The 19,815-nt window shown below is 63.5% G+C and carries 20 protein-coding genes and 1 other RNA gene; 13 read left to right on the forward strand and 8 right to left on the reverse strand.

What is annotated here, in order from left to right; genetic code table 11:
- Positions 1-141: 141 nt before the first annotated feature.
- Positions 142-765, reverse strand: a complete 624-nt coding sequence (locus IRZ56_RS04585; protein WP_196143842.1) for a DedA family protein — start codon at positions 763-765, stop codon at positions 142-144.
- A gap of 423 nt (positions 766-1,188) precedes the next feature.
- On the opposite strand from IRZ56_RS04585, the gene ppk1 reads away from it, so the two are divergent.
- Positions 1,189-3,420 carry a polyphosphate kinase 1 gene (gene ppk1 / locus IRZ56_RS04590; RefSeq protein ID WP_196143843.1) on the forward strand — a complete coding sequence of 744 codons (2,232 nt, stop codon included), beginning with the start codon at positions 1,189-1,191 and terminating at the stop codon, positions 3,418-3,420.
- A 124-nt stretch (positions 3,421-3,544) separates the two neighbouring features.
- On the opposite strand, the gene ppx is transcribed toward ppk1, so the two are convergent.
- Positions 3,545-5,047: an exopolyphosphatase gene (gene ppx, locus IRZ56_RS04595; RefSeq protein ID WP_196144008.1), complete on the reverse strand. Its 1,503-nt coding sequence runs from the start codon at positions 5,045-5,047 to the stop codon at positions 3,545-3,547.
- A gap of 247 nt (positions 5,048-5,294) precedes the next feature.
- Here ppx and trxA point away from each other — a divergent pair, with 247 nt between their 5' ends.
- From trxA to IRZ56_RS04620, 5 genes are all read left to right on the forward strand, one after another.
- Entirely contained in the window at positions 5,295-5,621 is a 327-nt protein-coding gene (trxA, locus tag IRZ56_RS04600) for a thioredoxin TrxA (protein ID WP_012274768.1), read from the forward strand.
- A gap of 327 nt (positions 5,622-5,948) precedes the next feature.
- Entirely contained in the window at positions 5,949-7,208 is a 1,260-nt protein-coding gene (gene rho / locus IRZ56_RS04605; RefSeq protein WP_043212134.1) for a transcription termination factor Rho, read from the forward strand.
- A 208-nt stretch (positions 7,209-7,416) separates the two neighbouring features.
- Positions 7,417-8,883, forward strand: a complete 1,467-nt coding sequence (ubiD, locus tag IRZ56_RS04610) for a 4-hydroxy-3-polyprenylbenzoate decarboxylase (RefSeq protein ID WP_196143844.1) — start codon at positions 7,417-7,419, stop codon at positions 8,881-8,883.
- A complete protein-coding gene (locus IRZ56_RS04615; protein ID WP_196143845.1) occupies positions 8,883-9,851 on the forward strand; it encodes a CDP-6-deoxy-delta-3,4-glucoseen reductase in 969 nt (322 codons plus the stop codon). Before ubiD ends, IRZ56_RS04615 begins: the two co-directional genes overlap by 1 nt.
- 276 nt (positions 9,852-10,127) lie before the next feature.
- Positions 10,128-10,778, forward strand: a complete 651-nt coding sequence (locus tag IRZ56_RS04620) for a gamma-glutamylcyclotransferase (RefSeq protein ID WP_196143846.1) — start codon at positions 10,128-10,130, stop codon at positions 10,776-10,778.
- Between the two features lie 62 nt (positions 10,779-10,840).
- On the opposite strand, the gene IRZ56_RS04625 is transcribed toward IRZ56_RS04620, so the two are convergent.
- On the reverse strand, positions 10,841-11,818 hold the full coding sequence (locus IRZ56_RS04625) for an NADPH:quinone oxidoreductase family protein (protein WP_196143847.1): 978 nt from the start codon (positions 11,816-11,818) through the stop codon (positions 10,841-10,843).
- A 157-nt stretch (positions 11,819-11,975) separates the two neighbouring features.
- Here IRZ56_RS04625 and IRZ56_RS04630 point away from each other — a divergent pair, with 157 nt between their 5' ends.
- Positions 11,976-12,380 carry a flagellar basal body-associated protein FliL gene (locus tag IRZ56_RS04630; RefSeq protein WP_196143848.1) on the forward strand — a complete coding sequence of 135 codons (405 nt, stop codon included), beginning with the start codon at positions 11,976-11,978 and terminating at the stop codon, positions 12,378-12,380.
- 86 nt (positions 12,381-12,466) lie between these two features.
- Here IRZ56_RS04630 and IRZ56_RS04635 read toward each other — a convergent pair whose 3' ends face one another.
- Entirely contained in the window at positions 12,467-12,919 is a 453-nt protein-coding gene (locus IRZ56_RS04635) for an EVE domain-containing protein (protein WP_196143849.1), read from the reverse strand.
- Between the two features lie 179 nt (positions 12,920-13,098).
- On the opposite strand from IRZ56_RS04635, the gene IRZ56_RS04640 reads away from it, so the two are divergent.
- Positions 13,099-13,245, forward strand: coding sequence for a hypothetical protein (locus IRZ56_RS04640; protein WP_196143850.1), 147 nt, complete (start codon positions 13,099-13,101; stop codon positions 13,243-13,245).
- Positions 13,246-13,263: 18 nt separating this feature from the next.
- On the opposite strand, the gene IRZ56_RS04645 is transcribed toward IRZ56_RS04640, so the two are convergent.
- The 4 genes from IRZ56_RS04645 to IRZ56_RS04660 form a co-directional block, all read right to left on the reverse strand.
- Entirely contained in the window at positions 13,264-13,872 is a 609-nt protein-coding gene (locus IRZ56_RS04645) for a 5-formyltetrahydrofolate cyclo-ligase (RefSeq protein WP_196144009.1), read from the reverse strand.
- Between the two features lie 82 nt (positions 13,873-13,954).
- A non-coding RNA gene (gene ssrS / locus IRZ56_RS04650) (6S RNA) lies at positions 13,955-14,134 on the reverse strand.
- Positions 14,135-14,151: 17 nt separating this feature from the next.
- Positions 14,152-14,469, reverse strand: coding sequence for a cell division protein ZapA (locus tag IRZ56_RS04655; protein WP_043212146.1), 318 nt, complete (start codon positions 14,467-14,469; stop codon positions 14,152-14,154).
- The gene (locus IRZ56_RS04660) at positions 14,466-14,675 is read right to left on the reverse strand and encodes a TIGR02449 family protein (protein WP_084856565.1); all 210 of its coding nucleotides are present in this window, start codon (positions 14,673-14,675) and stop codon (positions 14,466-14,468) included. The genes IRZ56_RS04655 and IRZ56_RS04660 overlap by 4 nt, the downstream gene beginning before the upstream one ends.
- Positions 14,676-14,828: 153 nt before the next feature.
- On the opposite strand from IRZ56_RS04660, the gene IRZ56_RS04665 reads away from it, so the two are divergent.
- From IRZ56_RS04665 to IRZ56_RS04685, 5 genes are read left to right on the forward strand one after another with little or no spacing between them, the layout of a single operon-like run.
- Positions 14,829-15,383 (forward strand): YecA family protein, encoded by a 555-nt coding sequence (locus tag IRZ56_RS04665; RefSeq protein WP_196143851.1) that lies wholly within the window; start codon positions 14,829-14,831, stop codon positions 15,381-15,383.
- Between the two features lie 22 nt (positions 15,384-15,405).
- Positions 15,406-16,740: a Xaa-Pro aminopeptidase gene (gene pepP / locus IRZ56_RS04670; protein ID WP_196143852.1), complete on the forward strand. Its 1,335-nt coding sequence runs from the start codon at positions 15,406-15,408 to the stop codon at positions 16,738-16,740.
- A complete protein-coding gene (gene ubiH, locus IRZ56_RS04675; protein WP_196143853.1) occupies positions 16,737-17,936 on the forward strand; it encodes a 2-octaprenyl-6-methoxyphenyl hydroxylase in 1,200 nt (399 codons plus the stop codon). The genes pepP and ubiH overlap by 4 nt, the downstream gene beginning before the upstream one ends.
- Entirely contained in the window at positions 17,933-18,415 is a 483-nt protein-coding gene (locus IRZ56_RS04680) for a DUF4442 domain-containing protein (RefSeq protein ID WP_196143854.1), read from the forward strand. Before ubiH ends, IRZ56_RS04680 begins: the two co-directional genes overlap by 4 nt.
- Positions 18,416-18,424: 9 nt before the next feature.
- The gene (locus IRZ56_RS04685) at positions 18,425-19,642 is read left to right on the forward strand and encodes a 2-octaprenyl-3-methyl-6-methoxy-1,4-benzoquinol hydroxylase (RefSeq protein WP_196144010.1); all 1,218 of its coding nucleotides are present in this window, start codon (positions 18,425-18,427) and stop codon (positions 19,640-19,642) included.
- Positions 19,643-19,815 lie beyond the last annotated feature (173 nt).

Below are 19,815 nucleotides of genomic sequence, written 5' to 3' on the forward strand. Positions count from 1 at the left end.
GTGTCGAGGCGCTAACTGTCCTCTAGTTTGGCAGAACTCGTCACAGGGTTTCCCGCGCAGAGACCGAAATCCTGTCTATTTGGAGTGCAGCGGCGGGGGCATGTTCATTATCCGAACAGCGCATGGGATGGCGCGAGTGCACTAGTGCCGGTCTGTGCCCTGCTCCTGGGAAACCGCCTCCGAGGCTTGGCCCGCTGCCGCCGCCTTGCGCTCGGCACGCAGGGTGCGGAAGCGCCGGCGAAGCCAGAGCAGGCCACCCAGCAGCAACAGACCGCCGAGTACCCAGAGCTCGTACTTCTTGACGTTGCCCAGCATGCCTTCGAGGATGGCGCCGAAATGGTAGGCCGCCGCGCCCAGGGCCAAGGCCCAGACTGCCGCACCGATGCCGTTGAGCAGCAGGTAGCGGCGTGGCGGGTAGCCGGACAGGCCGATGGCAACCGGCATTACCGTGCGCAGGCCGTAGACGAAGCGAAAGCTCAGCACCCAGATGTCCGGATGGCGCCTGATATGGTCCAAGGCCCGGTCGCCCATCGCCTGCCAGCGCGGCTTGCGTGCCAGGATCGCGCGGCCGTGGCGGCGGCCCATGAAGTACCACAGCTGGTCACCGGCATAGCTGCCGAAGAACGCCGTGAGCACCACCAGATTGATGTCCATGTAACCGCGGAACGCAAGGAAGCCCGCAAGAACCAGGATGGTCTCGCCTTCAAAAAACGTGCCGAGAAAAAGGGCAAAATAGCCGAAATCCTGCAGGAATTGTTGAAGCATTTTCTGGGGTGCTAGCGAAATGAACGCGAAGCCTACCCCTTCGCGCGCAATCGGGAAAGTGTCGAAATGTGTCTCGGCGTGAACATTTCCTACCCTGACAATGGCTTCGGCCGTCAGTCACAAGGTGCCTTTGGCTGTCATCCAGGCGTCATAATGGCTGCTTATAACTGTCGCGCCAGCCCGCCCGTGCGGGTTCAGGAGCCTTATCGTGAGCTTGCCTCGCTGCCTTTTCGTCCCGGGTCGCCTCCTTGCGCCGCGACGGTCGGTCCAAGTTTCCGCTTGGCGGGACCGCAAAAATGACAAAGCGGCCTTTTCGCGCCGCAATGGACTTCAAACCGGCGAACACCGATGGCATCCTGACTCATTTCACCGCGCGTGCCGCTCAATTATCGAGAGGGCCGTAACGCCCTCCAGGAACGTCAGATGAATAACGAAGTGCTAACACCTGTCGCGATCAAGGATGCCCAGGCGGTTCCCGAAGAAATGGTGCAGACCCCACCGGACCTGCCGGAGGCTGCGCAACCTGTAGCCGAAGCCGCAGCTCCAGCGCCTGCACCGGCTCCGGCGGTCACTATTCCGAGCCTGGACGACAGCAGCCTGTACATTCATCGCGAGCTTTCGCAGCTGCAGTTCAATATCCGTGTGCTGGAGCAGGCGCTGGACGAGTCCTACCCGCTGCTCGAGCGCTTGAAATTCCTGCTGATCTTCTCCAGCAACCTGGACGAGTTCTTCGAGATCCGCGTGGCGGGCCTGAAGAAGCAGATCACCTTCGCCCGCGAACAGGCCGGAGCCGACGGCCTGCAGCCGCACCAGGCCCTGGCGCGCATCAGCGAGCTGGTGCACAGCGAGGTGGAGCGCCAGTATGCGATCCTCAACGACGTGTTGCTGCCGGAGCTGGAAAAGCACCAGATCCGCTTCATCCGCCGTCGCCACTGGAACACCAAGCTCAAGACCTGGGTGCGCCGTTTCTTCCGCGACGAGATCGCGCCGATCATCACCCCGATCGGCCTCGACCCGACCCACCCGTTCCCACTGCTGGTCAACAAGAGCCTGAACTTCATCGTCGAGCTCGAGGGTGTCGATGCCTTCGGCCGCGATTCGGGCCTGGCCATCATCCCGGCCCCACGCCTGTTGCCGCGGGTCATCCGCGTGCCGGAGGAAGTCGGCGGCAGCGGCGACAACTTCGTCTTCCTGTCGTCGATGATCCACGCTCACGCCGATGATCTGTTCCAGGGCATGAAGGTCAAGGGTTGCTACCAGTTCCGCCTGACCCGCAACGCGGACTTGGCGCTGGACTCCGAGGATGTCGAAGACTTGGCTCGTGCCCTGCGCGGCGAGTTGTTCTCGCGTCGCTACGGAGATGGCGTGCGCCTGGAAGTGGCCGACAATTGCCCGAAACACCTGTCCGATTACCTGCTCAAGCAGTTCAGCCTGAGCGAAAGCGAGCTGTACCAAGTCAATGGCCCGGTCAACCTGACCCGTCTGTTCAGCATCACCGGGCTGGACAGCCATCCGGAGCTGCAGTACACGCCGTTCACCCCGGCCATTCCGAAGATTCTGCAAAACGCCGAAAACATCTTCAGCGTGGTCGGCAAGCAGGATGTGCTGCTGATGCACCCCTTCGAATCCTTCACTCCGGTGGTCGACCTGCTGCGTCAGGCCGCCAAGGATCCGCACGTGCTCGCGGTGCGCCAGACCCTGTACCGCAGTGGCGCCAACTCCGAGATCGTCGATGCGTTGGTGGATGCCGCGCGAAACGGCAAGGAAGTCACGGCGGTGATCGAGCTGCGCGCGCGTTTCGACGAAGAGTCCAACCTGCAGATGGCCAGCCGTCTGCAAGCCGCCGGCGCGGTGGTGATCTATGGCGTGGTCGGCTTCAAGACTCACGCCAAGATGATGTTGATCCTGCGCCGCGAACAGGGCGAGATCGTGCGCTATGCCCACCTGGGCACCGGCAACTATCACGCCGGCAACGCCCGCCTGTATACCGACTACAGCCTGCTGACCTCCGACGATGCCCTGTGCGAGGACGTCGGCAAGCTGTTCAGCCAGCTGATCGGCATGGGTAAGACCCTGCGCATGAAGAAGCTGCTCCATGCACCCTTCACGCTGAAGAAGGGCATGCTCGACATGATCGCGCGGGAAACCCAGTTCGCGGTCGAGGGCAAGCCGGCGCACATCATCGCCAAGTTCAACTCGCTGACCGACGCCAAGGTGATCCGTGCGTTGTACAAGGCCAGCCAGGCCGGTGTGCGCATTGATCTGGTGGTGCGTGGCATGTGCTGCCTACGCCCAGGCATCCCGGGGGTTTCGCACAATATCCAGGTGCGCTCGATCATCGGCCGCTTCCTGGAGCACACACGGGTGTTCTATTTCCTCAATGGCGGCGAGGAGCAGATGTTCCTGTCCAGTGCCGACTGGATGGAGCGCAACCTCGACAAGCGTGTCGAGACCTGCTTCCCGGTGGAGGGCAAGAAGCTGATCCTGCGGGTGAAGAAGGAGCTCGAAGGCTACCTCACCGACAACACCCATGCATGGATCCTGCAGCCGGACGGGCGCTACGTGCGCAGCACGCCGACGGGCAACCAGAACCCGCGCAATGTCCAGGCGGCCTTGCTCGAGCGCCTGAGCAACCCGGTGCTCAACGTACGCTAGACATGCGGCCCTTTCTTCGTGGCACAAGGCCGTTCCTACAGGGTATTGCGCTCTCTGTAGGAGCGGCCTTGCGCCGCGAAACGGGGGCGAAGCACCCCTGGCAACGTCTACGCCGAGTTCGAACCTAACGCACGCTAAGCACGAAACCGACCCGCGCCAACCACTGCGCCTCGTTGGCGAAGTCGGCCTGGGTCAGCTGGTTTTCTTCCAGCCAGCCCTCGGGGAACACGACTTCCAGGCTCTCGTCGCCGGCATGCAGCTCCACTTTCGGCATCTGCTGGGTACCGCGGATGTGGTGGAACAGGATGGCGAAGCGCAGCAGTACGCACAGGCGGATCAACTGGATGCCTTCGTCACCGAATTCGGCGAACTTGTCCTTGGGGATATTGCGGCGGTGGCCGCGCACCAGCAGCGCCAGCATTTGCTGGTCTTCCCGGGAGAAGCCGGCCAGGTCGGAGTGCTCGATCAGGTAGGCGCCATGCTTGTGGTAATGGTAGTGAGCGATATCCAGGCCAATCTCGTGAACCTTGGCTGCCCAGCTCAGTAGATCGCGCCAGTTTCCTTCCTCGAGGTTCCATGCCTTGGCCACTTGGTCGAAGGCATGCAATGCCTTGCGCTCGACCCGTGCCGCCTGGCCGTTGTCCACGTGGTAGCGCTCCATCAGCGAGTTCAACGTGCGCTCGCGCACGTCTTCGTGGTGGTGGCGGCCCAGCAGATCGTACAGCACGCCTTCGCGCAGGGCGCCGTCGCAGTGGTCCATGCGTTGCAGTTCCAGGGCGTCGAAGATGGCCTCCAGAATGGCCAAGCCCGCCGGGAAGATGGCGCGGCGGTCCGGCTTGACGCCCTCGAAGTCGATCTTGTCGGTCTCGCCCAGTTTGAACAGCTTGCGCTTGAGCGCGGCCAGGCCGTCGGCGTTCACCTCGCCGCTGCCCATGCCGTTGGCCTTGATGGCAGCGCCGATGGCGCGGATGGTGCCCGAGGAACCAATGGCCTCGTCCCAGGTCAGGCGGTGCAGGGCGTTCTCGATGCTCATCAGTTCCAGGCGCGCGGCGGTGTAGGCCTGGGCATAGCGCGCCGGGGTGATCTTGCCATCACGGAAATAGCGCTGCGTGAAGCTGACGCAGCCCATCTGCAGGCTTTCACGCAGCAGCGGCTCGAAGCGTTGGCCGATGATGAACTCGGTGCTGCCGCCGCCGATATCGGCGACCAGGCGCTTGCCGGGTGTGTCGGCCAGGGTATGGGAGACGCCCAGGTAGATCAGGCGCGCTTCCTCGCGGCCGGAAATCACCTCGACCGGGTGGCCGAGGATGGCTTCGGCGCGCTGGATGAATTCATTGCGGTTGCGGGCTTCGCGCAGGGCGTTGGTGCCGACGATGCGCACGGCGCCCGCAGGCATGCCGTTGATCAGTTGGGCGAAGCGCTTGAGGCAGTCCAAGCCCCGTTGCATGGCTTCTTCGCTGAGCTGGCGTTCTTCGTTGATGCCGGCGGCCAGCTGCACTTTTTCCCCGAGCCGCTCGAGAATGCGGATTTCGCTGAGGTGGGCCTTGGCCACGACCATGTGGAAACTGTTGGAGCCAAGGTCGATGGCGGCGATCAGAGACAGGTTCTTCGCGGTGGTATGCGGCATGATCTCGATGTTCTCGGTCGATAACCCAGCAATCCTGCCATGATCCATGGCTCGCGCCAACGCATTACAATGTTGGTTCTTGATGCAGGGCAAGGTGCCACGCAGTGCCATGACAGGTATATGTCTGCTTCGATACGTGGCGTCTTGCACAACTATAGTTACCCTCAATCGCCAGCGACTTCCTGTAGGACGTGGGTGAGGCTATGATGGGCAACGTTTTTTATTGCTTACGACCTTGGAGATTTCCATGAGCGACAAAATCAAACACGTCACCGACGCCAGCTTCGAAGCCGATGTACTGCAGGCTCAAGGCCCGGTGCTGGTCGACTACTGGGCTGAATGGTGCGGCCCATGCAAGATGATCGCTCCGGTCCTGGACGACATCGCTGCCACCTACGAAGGCAAACTGACCGTCGCCAAGCTGAACATCGACGAAAACCAGGAAACCCCTGCCAAGCACGGCGTGCGCGGCATCCCGACGCTGATGCTGTTCAAGAACGGCAACGTCGAGGCGACCAAGGTCGGCGCCCTGTCCAAATCCCAGCTGGCTGCGTTCCTCGACGCCCACCTGTGATGTGAAAGGCCCCGCGAATGCGGGGCTTTTTTTGGCCCGAAGGGCCTGTGGGAGCGGGTTCGCCCGTGTATTCATCGTTAAACCCACTGCCGCCTTCATGGGTAAAACCGCGTTCACGGGGCACAATTTACCCAGCCAAAACCACTAGACGTCGAAAAAAGCAAGTGTTACATTCGGCCTCGCACTGCTTCTCCAGTGCCCTCTGCACGCCGTCGCCGAAGCATCCCTAATTCGAATCAGTACGCGATCCTGTCGCCATCTTGCGGCGCGGCCTCATTAAGCCAACGCTTAATTTCTCCCTTCTTACATGATTACGTCACTCCCCTTATGAACCTGACAGAACTCAAGCAAAAGCCGATTACCGATCTGCTGGAAATGGCCGAACAGATGGGCATCGAAAACATGGCCCGTTCGCGCAAGCAGGACGTGATTTTCGCCCTGTTGAAGAAGCACGCGAAAAGCGGCGAAGAGATCTCGGGTGACGGCGTGCTGGAAATTCTCCAGGATGGTTTCGGTTTCCTGCGTTCGGCAGATGCGTCCTATCTGGCCGGCCCTGACGACATCTACGTCTCGCCCAGCCAGATCCGTCGCTTCAACCTGCGCACCGGCGACACCATCGTCGGCAAGATCCGCCCGCCGAAGGAAGGGGAGCGTTACTTCGCCCTGCTGAAGGTCGACACCATCAACTTCGACCGTCCGGAAAACGCGAAGAACAAGATCCTGTTCGAGAACCTGACGCCGCTGTTCCCGAACGAACGTCTGAAGATGGAGGCCGGCAACGGTTCCACCGAAGACCTCACCGGTCGTGTCATCGACCTGTGCGCTCCGATCGGCAAAGGCCAGCGTGGCTTGATCGTCGCTCCGCCGAAAGCGGGCAAGACCATCATGCTGCAGAACATCGCGGCCAACATCACCCGTAACAACCCCGAGTGCCACCTGATCGTCCTGCTGATCGACGAGCGCCCGGAAGAAGTGACCGAGATGCAGCGCACCGTGCGCGGTGAAGTGGTCGCCTCCACCTTCGACGAGCCGCCGACCCGCCACGTGCAGGTTGCCGAGATGGTCATCGAGAAGGCCAAGCGCCTGGTCGAGCACAAGAAGGACGTGGTCATCCTGCTCGACTCCATCACCCGTCTGGCCCGTGCCTACAACACCGTGATCCCGAGCTCCGGCAAGGTGCTGACCGGTGGTGTCGACGCCCACGCCCTGGAAAAGCCAAAGCGCTTCTTCGGTGCTGCTCGTAACATCGAGGAAGGTGGTTCGCTGACCATCATCGCCACCGCGCTGGTCGAAACCGGCTCGAAGATGGACGAAGTGATCTACGAAGAGTTCAAGGGTACCGGCAACATGGAGCTGCCGCTGGACCGTCGCATTGCCGAGAAACGCGTGTTCCCGGCCATCAACATCAACAAGTCCGGTACCCGTCGCGAAGAGCTGCTGACCGCCGACGACGAACTGCAGCGCATGTGGATTCTGCGCAAGCTGCTGCACCCGATGGACGAAGTCGCTGCCATCGAATTCCTGGTCGACAAGCTCAAGCAGACCAAGACCAACGACGAGTTCTTCCTGTCGATGAAGCGCAAGTAAGCGTTTCAAGCTGGAATTGATTGGGGCTGCTTCGCAGCCCATCGCGGCGCGAGGCCGCTCCTACGGGGATCACGCCGATCCTGTAGGAGCGGGCTTTGTCCCGCGATGGGGCGCGAAGCGGCCCCGATTCATTTTCGCCCCCAACAAAACGCCGAACGGCGCTACACTCAGCACCCCCGACCGATACGGCCAACCACGAGGCACATGCATGCAGTATCGCGACTTGCGCGACTTCATCCGTGGCCTGGAACAGCGCGGTGAACTCAAGCGCATCCAGGTTCCGATCTCCCCTGTCCTGGAAATGACCGAAGTCTGCGACCGCACGCTGCGCGCCAAGGGCCCGGCACTGCTGTTCGAAAAGCCCACCGGCTTCGACATGGCGGTGCTGGGCAACCTGTTCGGCACGCCGGAGCGCGTGGCCATGGGCATGGGGGCCGAATCGGTCGATGAGTTGCGCGAAATCGGCAAGCTGCTGGCCTTCCTCAAGGAGCCAGAGCCGCCGAAGGGCTTGAAAGACGCCTGGTCCAAGTTGCCGATCTTCAAGAAGGTCGTGTCCATGGCGCCTAAAGTGGTCAAGGACGCGGTATGCCAGGAAATGGTGGTCGAAGGCGAAGACGTCGACCTCACCCAGCTGCCTATCCAGCATTGCTGGCCGGGGGACGTAGCGCCGCTGATCACCTGGGGTCTGACCGTCACCCGCGGCCCCAACAAGGACCGCCAGAACCTGGGCATTTACCGCCAGCAGCTGATCGGCCGCAACAAGGTGATCATGCGCTGGCTGAGCCACCGCGGCGGTGCGCTGGACTACCGTGAATGGTGCGAAAAGCACCCCGGCCAACCGTTCCCCGTGGCCGTGGCCCTGGGCGCGGACCCGGCGACCATCCTCGGCGCCGTGACGCCGGTGCCTGACACCCTGTCCGAATATGCCTTCGCCGGCCTTCTGCGCGGCAACCGCACTGAACTGGTCAAGTGTCGGGGCAGCGACCTGCAGGTGCCTGCTACCGCCGAGATCATTCTCGAAGGCGTGATCCACCCGGGCGAAATGGCCCCGGAAGGCCCTTATGGCGACCACACCGGCTATTACAACGAAGTGGACAGCTTCCCGGTGTTCACCGTCGAGCGCATCACTCACCGCCAGAAGCCGATCTACCACAGCACCTACACCGGTCGTCCACCGGATGAGCCGGCGATTCTAGGTGTGGCGCTGAACGAAGTGTTCGTGCCGATCCTGCAGAAGCAGTTCCCGGAAATCGTCGACTTCTACCTGCCGCCTGAAGGGTGCTCGTACCGAATGGCGGTGGTGACCATGAAAAAGCAGTACCCAGGCCACGCCAAGCGCGTGATGCTGGGTGTCTGGTCGTTCCTGCGACAGTTCATGTATACCAAATTCGTTATCGTCACCGACGACGACATCAACGCCCGCGACTGGAACGACGTGATCTGGGCCATCACCACGCGCATGGACCCCAAGCGTGATACGGTGATGATCGACAACACGCCGATCGACTACCTGGACTTCGCGTCACCGGTATCGGGCCTGGGGTCGAAGATGGGCCTGGATGCCACCCACAAGTGGCCGGGCGAGACTACACGCGAATGGGGGCGTGCCATCGTCAAGGACGAGGCCGTCACCCGCCGTATCGATGAGCTGTGGGATCAGTTGGGAATAGATTGATGCAGGTAACCTTGCAGCCGTCCGGGGCGGTATTGGCGATCGAGCCCGGGGAGAGAATTCTGGACGCCGCGCGGCGCCTGGGCTACGACTGCCCGAACAGCTGCCGCAACGGCAATTGCCACGTCTGTGCCGCCTTGCTGGTGGAAGGGCGGGTGCGCCAGGAAGGTGAAGTGCGCGACCATGGCGAGCTGTTCACCTGCATTGCCGAGCCACTGGAAGACTGCGTGCTGCTCTGGGACGGCGTACTGGCCCGGGGCGAGCTGCCGGTGCGCAAGCTGGCCTGCACCGTGAGCGAATGCGTGGAGGTCGGTGGCGATGTCTGGCGCGTGCGCCTGCGTGCACCTGCTGGCAAGCCGCCCCGCTACCATGCCGGGCAATACCTGATGATCGAGCGCGACGGCGCCGACAAGGCCGCCTTCTCCCTGGCCTCGGCGCCTCATGGCGGGCGAGACCTGGAACTGCACGTGCTGGCGCGGGAAAACAGCGCCTTGCAGCTGTTGGCCCAATTGCGGCGCGACGGTGTCGCGCGCATCGAAATGCCGTTCGGCGACACCCATTTGGCCGAGCTGCCGGACGGGCCGCTGGTGCTGATCGCCGCGGGTACCGGCATGGGCCAGATGCACAGCCTGGTCGAGCACTGCCGTGCCCAAGGGTTCAAGCACCCGGTGCACCTCTATTGGGGGGTGCGTCGGCCCGAGGATTTCTACCAGATCGAGCATTGGGCCGAATGGCAGCGCCTGCCTAATCTGTTCTTGCATAAGGTAGTGAGCGACCTGTGCAGCTGGGAAGGGCGCTGCGGGTTGCTGCACGAGGCGGTCTGTGAAGACATCGCCGACCTGAACCAAGTGCATGTCTATGCCAGCGGCTCGCCGAACATGGTCTATGCCACCCTGGACGCGCTGGTCGAGGCGGGCATGGACGCGCATCGCATGCGCGCCGATGTGTTTGCCTACGCCCCCCGGGGCTGAAAGTACACGGCACACTGCAACGGTGTGCCGTTCTTTATAACTCGAGTTGCCTGAAAGGATGATAAGGCGCTTATTATTGCTGGCGCCGTTAATAACATTCTCCGTTCACGGAACAATACCTGTCTATATTGATTCCATGGCAATCAAGTGCGGGGCGCAGGCCGTGCAAAGGGCTTGAACGCACAGTGCTTTCTGCCGTACGGTAAGTGCAGCGAAGCGCCATTGCGATACAGTGATGGCCTTCGGAAGTTTACGGGGAATCATGGCGGCAGCATCATGTCGACACTTGAAAGTTCGTCCTGGCAAATAACTTACCCTCCTTCGCTGGATTTTGGGCAGCAACTGACCCGCGATCAATTGCACCATTCAATGAAACTGACCATGTCGCGTCATGAGGGCGGGCCGGTCTGGTTGTTCGCCTATGGGTCATTGATCTGGCGGCCGGAGTGCAATTCGGTCGAGCGTCAGCGGGCCCGCGTTCATGGTTATCACCGAGGCCTGTATTTGTGGTCCCACGAGCACCGTGGCACACCGGAATGTCCTGGCTTGGTCTTCGGGTTGGACCGAGGCGGCTCGTGCAGCGGCTTTGCCTACCGTCTGGATGAAAGCAACCTGGACGATTCGTTGATGGCCCTGTGGCAGCGAGAGATGCCTTACCCCGCCTACCGGCCGCATTGGCTCAGTTGCCGGCTGAGTGATGGCAGCAAGGTCCAGGCGCTGGGCTTCGTGTTGGAGCGTCACCTGCCGTGCTATGCCGGGAATCTGCCGGACACCTTGCTCAGCCAGATCCTGGCCAGTGCCAAGGGCCGTTACGGGACGACGCGGGACTACGTCGAGCAGACCCTGAACGCCTTGCGCAGCCACCAAATGCCCGATCGCAACCTGGAGGCGCGGTTCCGCCGGTGCCATGGCCTGCGTGAGGTGTAGGCAGGTTTGGCCCAATCGCGGGGCAAGCCCGCTCCCACAGGGGCTGCACAGCAGCCCCAGGCCTAGCGAGCCACCACCACCAATTTGCCCACCGCCTGGCGCTGCGCCAACCGCTCGATGGCCACCCCGGCTTCGGCCAACGGATACGTCTGCGATACCAGCGGCTTGAGCTTGCCCTCGGCATGCCAGGCAAACAGCTGGCGAAAATTGGCCGCATTGTCCTCGGGCTGGCGCTGGGCGAAGGCGCCCCAGAACACCCCCACCACCGCAGCGCCCTTGAGCAATGCCAGGTTCACCGGCAACTGCGGGATGGTCCCGCTGGCAAAACCCACCACCAGCAACCGCCCGTTCCAGGCCAGGCCGCGCACCGCCTGCTCGAACAGCTCACCGCCCACCGGGTCGTAGACCACATCCACGCCCTGGCCGCCGGTCAGGCGCTTGATCTCGTCCCGCAAGCTGGCCTGGCCGTAATCGATCAGCTCATCGGCTCCCGCTGCCTTGGCCACCGCGAGTTTTTCGCCGCTGCTGGCGGCGGCGATCACCCGGGCGCCCATGGCCTTGCCGATTTCCACGGCAGCCAGGCCAACGCCTCCGGATGCGCCCAGTACCAACAGGGTCTCGCCTGCCTTGAGCTGGCCACGTTGGGCCAGCGCATGCATGGAAGTGCCGTAGGTCATGCCGAAGGCCGCAGCGGTGGTGAAGTCCAGGGTGGCGGGCATCGGTAGCACGTTGTAGAAGGGCACGGCCACCTGCTCGGCGAAGGCTCCCCAGCCGGTCAGGGCCATGACCCGGTCACCGACCTTGAAACCGCCGGCCTTCTCCCCGACGGCTGCGACCACACCGGCTGCCTCGCAGCCTGGCGAGAAAGGCAGGGGCGGTTGGAACTGGTACTTGCCTTCGATGATCAAGGTATCGGGGAAGTTGACGCCCGCGGCGTGCACATCCAGCAAGATCTCGTTGCGCTTGGGCGCCGGGCTCGCCACCTCATCGAGCACCAGGTCGCGTGCCGGGCCGAGGGTCTTGCACAACACTGCTTTCATCGGGGCTATTCCTTTGCGTGCGTTGGCCGATAAGTGTAGGAGGGGCGTAGGCCAGGTCAACGAGCATGGTCCACCTTGATGGGGTGGCATAAGCCTGGGCTTGGGTTTGATCGGTGTGCTGGGTAAGCTGGCGCCAACTGTATTGAGGAGCGAATTCGTGAAAGCGTGGATCTTGATGGTGCTGGCCCTGCTGTTGCCGGCCGTGGCGATGGCTGAAGAAGGCAAGGAAGGGGAGCAGAAGGTTTCCTACATCAACCTGAGCCCACCTTTCGTTGGCAACTACGCCCTCGATGGCGGCCCCAAGCTGCGCGTGTACAAGGCCGACGTGGCCCTGCGCGTGACCGGCGACGCCGCGGCTGCCGCGGTCAAGCACCACGAGCCGCTGATCCGCAACCAACTGGTGGCACTGTTCACTCAGCAAGGGCTGGAAAACATGAGCAATGTCGAAGCCAAGGAAAAGCTGCGTCAGGAGGCGCTCAAGCAGGTGCAGCAGGTGATGGAAACCGAGGAAGGCAAGCCGATCGTCGAAGACCTGCTGTTCAATAACCTGATCGTGCAGTGAATGGCGTTAACGATTGGTTGCCCATGAGAGCGAGTGCCGCGCGGGCGGCGCTCGATCGAAAACGCGCCACGCCATTCACGCCAGGCTCAGCGCGCCAGCGCAACAATCGCCGCCCATTGCTCGGCGGTCACCGGCATCACCGACAACCGGCTGCCTTTTTGCACCAGCGGCAGTTCGGCTAGCGCGGCTTGCTGCTTGAGCAGCCCAAGCCCCAGCACCTGGTGGAACGTCTTCACATGGGTGACATCGACCGCGCTCCAAGGGTTTTTCTCGGCGTTGGCCTTGGCGTCGAAGTAGTGGCTATCGGGATCCAGGGCGGTCGGGTCAGGGTAGGCTGCTGTGCTGATACGGGCGATACCGGCGATTCCCGGTTGAGGGCAACTGGAGTGATAGAAGAAGAACTCATCGCCTACGCTCATAGCGCGCAGGAAATTGCGCGCCTGGTAGTTGCGAACCCCGTCCCAGCGCGCTTGGCCGAGGTGTGCCAGGGCGTCGATGGAGAGCTCGTCGGGCTCGGATTTCATCAGCCAATAGGCCATGGAAACGGCTCCTGAAAATATTTGAAATAACCTGTTGCATGAAACCGACAGTCGGTTGACGTCAAGGTTTGCGTGTCGCCTCAGGTTGTCGGAAAATGCGCCGATTTTAAAGCTCGACGCTCCGGCAGCACCAAGAAGGTTGCCGAGCCTGACTGTTTGCCTTAGGGGGGCATTCATCCATGAACCAACGCAAACCGGACTTGCTCTGGATCCTGGTCTTCATTTTCGGCCTGGGTGTCGTCACCACGGGTTATGCGCAGAGTTTCTGGGAGCGCAAGGCTGACGCTGCCTACCAGATGCCGTTCGAGCCGACCCAGCAGCGCTGATTCTTTCGCGGGCACCGGTCAAGCCGGTGCCAAGTACCAGCCACGGTCCGAGACCGTCCCCTTGAGCGGTACATCCCAACTGGCCTGGGCCAGGCGCTCTACCTTCTGGCATTCATGGGCCAGCCCCAGCAGCAGCGGTTTCTTCCACGCCTTGCGACGTGCCTGGTACGCCAGGCTGCGGTCATAGAAACCGCCCCCCATGCCTAGGCGCCCACCGACTTCATCGAAGCCGACCAACGGCAGCAGGATCAGGTCCAGCGACCAGATCGGCCGTTGGCGCTTGCGCTCGACCAGTGGTTCGGGAATACGGAAGCGGTTGGGCCGTAGCTTTTCGCCTCGCTCGAAACGCTGGAAGACCATGCGCGTGCGCGGCCAGGCATGCAGCACCGGCAGGTAGGTGCGCTTGCCGCGTCGCTGGGCCTCGCGCAGCAACAGGCGTGGGTCGATCTCGCCGTCGTTGGGCAGGTACAGGGCGATGTGCCGGGCGCGACGGAACAACGGGTGCTGGGCCAGCTGGCGGTAGAGGCCAAGAGAGGCCTGGCGTTGCTGGGCAGGTGTCAGTGCGCGGCGGGCATTGCGAAGCAGGCGGCGCAGTTGAGGGCGGGTGAGCTGCGCGGTGTCGGTCATGGCACGTGCGTTCCCAGGTGTACCGGCCGCCATGGCGGCCAGACGAAATTGCCCGCCGAGGGTGGCGGGCAAGCAAGAATTCAGGCTCCCCGATGGAACCGCTATCGGTGTAGCCCTTGAACCCGAAAGTTCAAGGTGGAGATTGCAGGGGGCGTTAAGGCTTTCCGTCGGGCGGACATGCACACCGGCCCCAGCGTGCAACCCCCGTGGTTGTGCGTATCGGCTCAGGGACATAACCGACTGGCGCATCCCCCAGGGAGTGGCGCCAGTATACCAATCTCAGCCGATTTTGGTATCCGCGTCGTCGGACAGCGCCTGGTCGACCCGTTCCAGCAGGTCGCGTACCTGCTCGCGGGTGGTGCCGCTGGCGGCAACGTCCGGGCGCTCCTGACGGTGCAGCAGTTCGTGGGTGATGTTCAGCGCAGCCATGACCGCGATACGGTCGGCACCGATCACCTTGCCGCTGCTGCGGATCTCGCGCATCTTGCCATCCAGGTAGCGCGCGGCGCTGACCAGGTTGTTGCGTTCTTCCGGCGGGCAGATGATCGAGTATTCCTTGTCGAGGATCTGGACGGTGACGCTATTGCTTGAACTCATGAGTCTTGCTCCAGGGCCTTGAGGCGTAAAATCATCGACTCGACCTTGCGCCTTGCGATCTCGTTCTTTTCGATGAGGTGGGCGCGCTCCTCGCGCCAGGATTTTTCCTGAGCTACTAGGAGTGCATTTTGGCGTTTTAGTTGCTCGACACGCTCGATGAGCGATTCGAATCGGCTCATCAGTGCCTGCAGGTCGTTCTCTGGCATGGGTTGCACTCGATTCGCTCCCTCGTTGACTGCCCGGCGATCATGCCTGTTCCGGGGGCGGTACGGCCAGTGCTGATGGTCTTGGCGCGCCTGCCGGTGCTAGGATACAAGGTCTTCATTCTAGTCATTGCGCCGCTTGGCGCCTAGCTGCCCATGCCCAATACCCAATCGCCCTACACCGCCTTCGCCTCGCTGCTCGCCAGCAACGGCCACCCTGTTTCCCCAGCCGAACTGCACGGCCTGCTGATCGGCCGCAGCTGCGCCGGCGCAGGTTTCGACGCCGACGCCTGGCTGGCCGATGCCGCCGGCGCGCTGGAAAACGAGCCTGAAGACAACGTGCGCGCCGCACTCATCGGCCTGCAGGAAATGGTCAAGGCCGAGCTCACCGGCGAGGACGTCGCCATCGTCCTGCTGCTGCCCAGCGACGAAGCCCCGCTCGCCGAGCGCGCCACCGCGCTGGGCCAGTGGTGCCAAGGCTTCATCACTGGCTTTGGCCTGAACGCCGGCGGCAAGGACTTGTCCACCGATGCGCAGGAGGTACTCCAGGACCTGGTGGCCATTTCGCAGGTCCAGGAAGCGCTGGAAGAGTCCGAGGACGGTGAGAGCGACTACATGGAAGTCATGGAGTACCTGCGCGTCGCGCCCCTGCTGCTGTACACGGAGCTGGCCAAGCCGGCCGCGCCCGCGCCCAAGCCATCGCTGCACTGATATTCCGGGGGTTTTCGTGCCCATGAGCCGTATTCCGAAGGCTGAGTATGCCCGTCGGCGCAAGGCGCTGATGGCCCAGATGGTCCCCAACAGCATCGCCATCCTGCCCGCCGCCGCAGTTGCCATCCGCAACCGCGACGTCGAGCACGTGTATCGCCAGGACAGCGATTTCCAGTACCTCAGCGGCTTCCCCGAGCCCGAGGCGGTGATCGCCCTGATCCCGGGCCGCGAACATGGCGAGTACGTGCTGTTCTGCCGTGAGCGCAACCCCGAGCGCGAACTGTGGGACGGCCTGCGTGCCGGCCAGGAAGGCGCGATCCGCGACTTTGGCGCGGACGACGCCTTTCCCATCACCGATATCGACGAGATCCTCCCCGGCCTGATCGAAGGCCGCGACCGGGTCTACACCGCCATGGGCAGCAACCCGGAATTCGACCGCCGCCTGATGGAGTGGATCAACGTGATCCGCTCCAAGGCGCGCCTGGGTGCCCAGCCACCGAACGAATTCGTTGCCCTGGATCATCTGCTGCACGACATGCGTCTGTATAAATCGGCGGCGGAAGTGAAGGTGATGCGCACCGCGGCGGATATTTCCGCGCGCGCCCACGTGCGGGCCATGCAGGCCTGCCGGGCGGGGCTGCACGAATTCAGCCTGGAAGCCGAGCTCGACTACGAATTCCGCAAGGGCGGGGCGAAGATGCCGGCCTACGGCTCGATCGTCGCGGCGGGTCGCAACGCCTGCATCCTGCATTACCAGCAGAACGATGCGCCGCTCAAGGATGGCGACCTGGTGCTGATCGATGCAGGCTGCGAGATCGACTGCTACGCCAGCGACATCACCCGCACCTTCCCGGTCAGCGGGCGTTTCTCGCCGGAGCAGAAGGCCATCTACGAGCTGGTGCTCAAGGCCCAGGCGGCCGCCTTCGCCGAGATCGCCCCGGGCAAGCATTGGAACCACGCCCATGAGGCGACCGTGCGGGTCATCACCGAAGGGCTGGTGGAACTGGGGCTGCTCAAGGGCGAGGTGCAGGCGCTGATCGACAGCGAGGCCCACCGTGCGTTCTACATGCATCGCGCCGGCCATTGGCTGGGCATGGACGTGCACGATGTGGGGGAGTACAAGGTCGGCGGCCAGTGGCGCGTGCTCGAGCCGGGCATGGCGCTGACAGTCGAGCCGGGCATCTACATTGCCGCCGACAACCAGAACGTCGCGAAGAAATGGCGCGGCATCGGCGTACGGATCGAGGACGACGTGGTGGTGACCAGGCAAGGCTGTGAAATCCTGACCAGCGGTGTGCCGCGCACGGTCGCCGAGATCGAGGCGCTGATGGCCGCGGCCCGCAGGGGCGTGGCATGAGTCGGGTCAACCTGGCGATCATCGGCGGCGGCCTGGTCGGCGCCAGCCTGGCCCTGGCCCTGCAGGCAGGCGCCAAGGCACGCGGTTGGAAGATCCTCCTAATCGAACCGTTCGCACCGGGCGACAGCTTCCAGCCCAGCTACGATGCCCGCTCCTCTGCGCTGTCCTACGGCACCCGGCAGATCTACGAACAGCTGGGCCTGTGGCAGGTCATCAGCCGCCGCGCCGAGCCCATCAGCCAGATCCAGGTGTCCGACCGTGGCCGCTTCGGCGCTACCCGCCTGGACGCCATCGAGGAAGGGGTACCGGCCCTCGGCTACGTGGTGGAGAACGCCTGGCTCGGCCAATGCCTATGGCAGGGCCTGGATACCGAAGTGGTGAGCTGGCGCTGCCCGGCCGAGGTCAAGAGCTTGCAAGCTGTCGCCGGTGGCTATCGTCTGCAATTGGACGACGACACCAGCCTGGAGTGCGACCTGGCGGTGTTGGCCGACGGTGGCCGCTCTGGCCTGCGCGAACAGTTGGGGATCCATGTTCGCCGTACCCCCTACGAACAGAGCGCGCTGATCGCCAACATCACGCCGGGTGAGGCGCATCGTGGGCAGGCCTTCGAACGCTTCACCGAGCAAGGTCCGATGGCGCTGCTGCCCTTGCCGGAAAACCGCTGCGCACTGGTCTGGACCCGCCAGGGGATGGATGCCCAGCGGCTGGCGGACATCGACGAGCGCAGCTTCCTGCACGAGCTGCAGGCGGCCTTCGGCTACCGCCTGGGCGCCCTGCGCCAGGTGGGGGCGCGGCATCTGTACCCGCTTGCGCTGGTCGAGGCCGAGGAACAGGTACGCCCAAACCTAGTGGTGCTGGGCAACGCCGCCCATAGCCTGCACCCGATCGCCGGGCAGGGGTTCAACCTGTCCCTGCGTGACGTGCAGTCTTTGGCCGATGCCTTGCTGGCCGGCCCGCAGCAGCCCGGCGACCTGGCCACGCTGCAGGCCTACCACCAGCGCCAACGGCTGGACCAGGCCCTGACCATCGGTTTCTCCGACCAGGTCACCCGACTGTTCGGTAGCAGCCAGCCACTGCTGGCCGCCGGTCGCAACATCGGCCTGCTGGGGCTCGACCTGCTGCCGCCGGCCAAGCGCTGGTTCGCCCGCCAGGCCATGGGCCTGGGCACCCGCCCTAATCCGCGGGGGCGGGCATGAGCAACCCACGTCGACTGGCCCGCAGGGCGCGCCTGCTGCGCTGGGTGCTGAACCTTTATCCCCCTTACCTGGGCGCGGGCATCCGGGTGCAGCACATCAGCCCGGATATGCGCAGCATCAAGGTGCGCATGAACCTGACCCGCTGGAACCGTAACTATGTCGGCACCCAGTTCGGCGGCAGCCTGTACTCGATGGTCGACCCGTTCTACATGTTGCTGCTGATCGAGCGGCTCGGGCGTGACTACATCGTCTGGGACAAGGCTGCCAGCATCGACTTCATCGCGCCGGGCAAGGGCGCGGTATTCGCCGAGTTCCACGTCGATGACGCCTTGCTGGACGAGATCCGCCAACAGACCGCTGGCGGCAAGAAATACCTGCCCCGTTTGCAGGTCGATATCCGCGACGGCGCCGGCGAGCTGGTGGCGCGGGTCGATAAAACCCTTTATGTGCGGCTCAAGCCGCAAGCGAGGCAGGCGTAAGGCATGGAAATGCGCGCAGATCTGTTGATTGTCGGTGCCGGTATGGTCGGTAGCGCCCTGGCCCTGGCGTTGCACCACAGCGGCCTGGAAATCCTCCTGCTCGATGGCGGCCCGCTGTCGGTCAAACCCTTCGACCCCCAGGCGCCTTTCGAGCCACGGGTCAGCGCCTTGTCGGCAGCCAGCCAGCGTATCCTCGAGCGCCTGGGAGCCTGGGAAGGCATCGCCGGCCGGCGTGTCTCGCCGTATACGGACATGCACGTCTGGGATGGCAGCGGCACCGGGCAGATCCACTTCTCGGCGGCCAGCGTGCATGCCCAGGTACTCGGCCATATCGTCGAGAACCGGGTGGTGCAGGACGGCCTCTTGGAGCGCCTGCACGACAGCGACGTAGGGCTGCTGCCCAATGCCCGGCTGGAACAAATGCGCCGTTCCGGCGACGAGTGGCTGCTGACCCTAGCCGATGGCCGACGCCTGCGCGCACCGCTGGTGGTGGCTGCCGACGGCGCCAATTCCGCGGTGCGCAAGCTGACCGGCTGCGAAACCCGTGAGTGGGATTACCTGCACCATGCCATCGTTACCAGCGTGCGCTGCAGCCAGGCGCACCAGACGACGGCCTGGCAGCGCTTCACCGATGAAGGGCCGTTGGCGTTCCTGCCGCTGGATCGCGGGGACGGGCAGAGCAGGTGTTCGATCGTCTGGTCGACCACGCCGGAGCAGGCCGAGCAGGTCATGGCGCTGGATGACGTGGCCTTCTGCGAGGCGCTGGGCCGCGCGTTCGAAGGGCGCCTGGGCGAGGTGCTGGGGGCCGACCCGCGGGTGTGCGTGCCCCTGCGCCAGCGCCATGCCAAGCGTTATGTCGACGAAGGGCTGGCGCTGATCGGCGATGCCGCCCACACCATCCATCCGCTGGCCGGGCAGGGCGTCAACCTGGGCTTCCTGGATGCTGCGGTGCTGGCCGAGGAGCTGGAGCGGGCCTGCGAGCGGGGCGAGCGGCTGGCGGACGTGAAGGTGCTGAGCCGCTTCGAACGTCGGCGCATGCCACACAACCTGGCGCTGATGGCGGCGATGGAAGGGTTCGAGCGGTTGTTCCAGGCCAACCCGTTGCCGTTGCGCTGGTTGCGTAACAGCGGGTTGAAGCTGGTGGAGCAGATGCCAGAAGCCAAGGCGCTGTTCGTGCGCCAGGCGCTGGGGCTTTCCGGGGATTTGCCTGAGCTGGCGAAGGCCTGAGGGCCCAATCGCGGGACAAGCCCGCTCCCACAGAAGTGCACAAAGGGCCCTGTGGGAGCGGGCTTGTCCCGCGATTGGGCTGCGAAGCAATATCTTTAGCAACATTCGGTAACGTCTGCGTAGGTGAGAGGCAAAATGGGATTCACTACCATTTGCACCTCTCAACTCAGCGA

Origin of the sequence: Pseudomonas guariconensis, assembly GCF_015680235.1 — a bacterium.
GTDB lineage: Bacteria > Pseudomonadota > Gammaproteobacteria > Pseudomonadales > Pseudomonadaceae > Aquipseudomonas > Aquipseudomonas guariconensis_A.

Bases quoted from the DNA above. Each gene is read 5' to 3' on its own strand.
- ubiD (WP_196143844.1), top strand. From the start codon at position 7,417: ATGCAGTATCGCGACTTGCGCGACTTCATCCGTGGCCTGGAACAGCGC.
- IRZ56_RS04620 (WP_196143846.1), top strand. From the start codon at position 10,128: ATGTCGACACTTGAAAGTTCGTCCTGGCAAATAACTTACCCTCCTTCG.
- IRZ56_RS04640 (WP_196143850.1), top strand. From the start codon at position 13,099: ATGAACCAACGCAAACCGGACTTGCTCTGGATCCTGGTCTTCATTTTC.
- IRZ56_RS04615 (WP_196143845.1), top strand. From the start codon at position 8,883: ATGCAGGTAACCTTGCAGCCGTCCGGGGCGGTATTGGCGATCGAGCCC.
- ppk1 (WP_196143843.1), top strand. From the start codon at position 1,189: ATGAATAACGAAGTGCTAACACCTGTCGCGATCAAGGATGCCCAGGCG.
- IRZ56_RS04655 (WP_043212146.1), bottom strand. From the start codon at position 14,469: ATGAGTTCAAGCAATAGCGTCACCGTCCAGATCCTCGACAAGGAATAC.
- pepP (WP_196143852.1), top strand. From the start codon at position 15,406: ATGAGCCGTATTCCGAAGGCTGAGTATGCCCGTCGGCGCAAGGCGCTG.
- IRZ56_RS04635 (WP_196143849.1), bottom strand. From the start codon at position 12,919: ATGGCCTATTGGCTGATGAAATCCGAGCCCGACGAGCTCTCCATCGAC.
- trxA (WP_012274768.1), top strand. From the start codon at position 5,295: ATGAGCGACAAAATCAAACACGTCACCGACGCCAGCTTCGAAGCCGAT.
- IRZ56_RS04680 (WP_196143854.1), top strand. From the start codon at position 17,933: ATGAGCAACCCACGTCGACTGGCCCGCAGGGCGCGCCTGCTGCGCTGG.
- IRZ56_RS04645 (WP_196144009.1), bottom strand. From the start codon at position 13,872: ATGACCGACACCGCGCAGCTCACCCGCCCTCAACTGCGCCGCCTGCTT.
- IRZ56_RS04685 (WP_196144010.1), top strand. From the start codon at position 18,425: ATGCGCGCAGATCTGTTGATTGTCGGTGCCGGTATGGTCGGTAGCGCC.
- ppx (WP_196144008.1), bottom strand. From the start codon at position 5,047: ATGCCGCATACCACCGCGAAGAACCTGTCTCTGATCGCCGCCATCGAC.
- IRZ56_RS04585 (WP_196143842.1), bottom strand. From the start codon at position 765: ATGCTTCAACAATTCCTGCAGGATTTCGGCTATTTTGCCCTTTTTCTC.
- rho (WP_043212134.1), top strand. From the start codon at position 5,949: ATGAACCTGACAGAACTCAAGCAAAAGCCGATTACCGATCTGCTGGAA.
- IRZ56_RS04660 (WP_084856565.1), bottom strand. From the start codon at position 14,675: ATGCCAGAGAACGACCTGCAGGCACTGATGAGCCGATTCGAATCGCTC.
- ubiH (WP_196143853.1), top strand. From the start codon at position 16,737: ATGAGTCGGGTCAACCTGGCGATCATCGGCGGCGGCCTGGTCGGCGCC.
- IRZ56_RS04625 (WP_196143847.1), bottom strand. From the start codon at position 11,818: ATGAAAGCAGTGTTGTGCAAGACCCTCGGCCCGGCACGCGACCTGGTG.
- IRZ56_RS04665 (WP_196143851.1), top strand. From the start codon at position 14,829: ATGCCCAATACCCAATCGCCCTACACCGCCTTCGCCTCGCTGCTCGCC.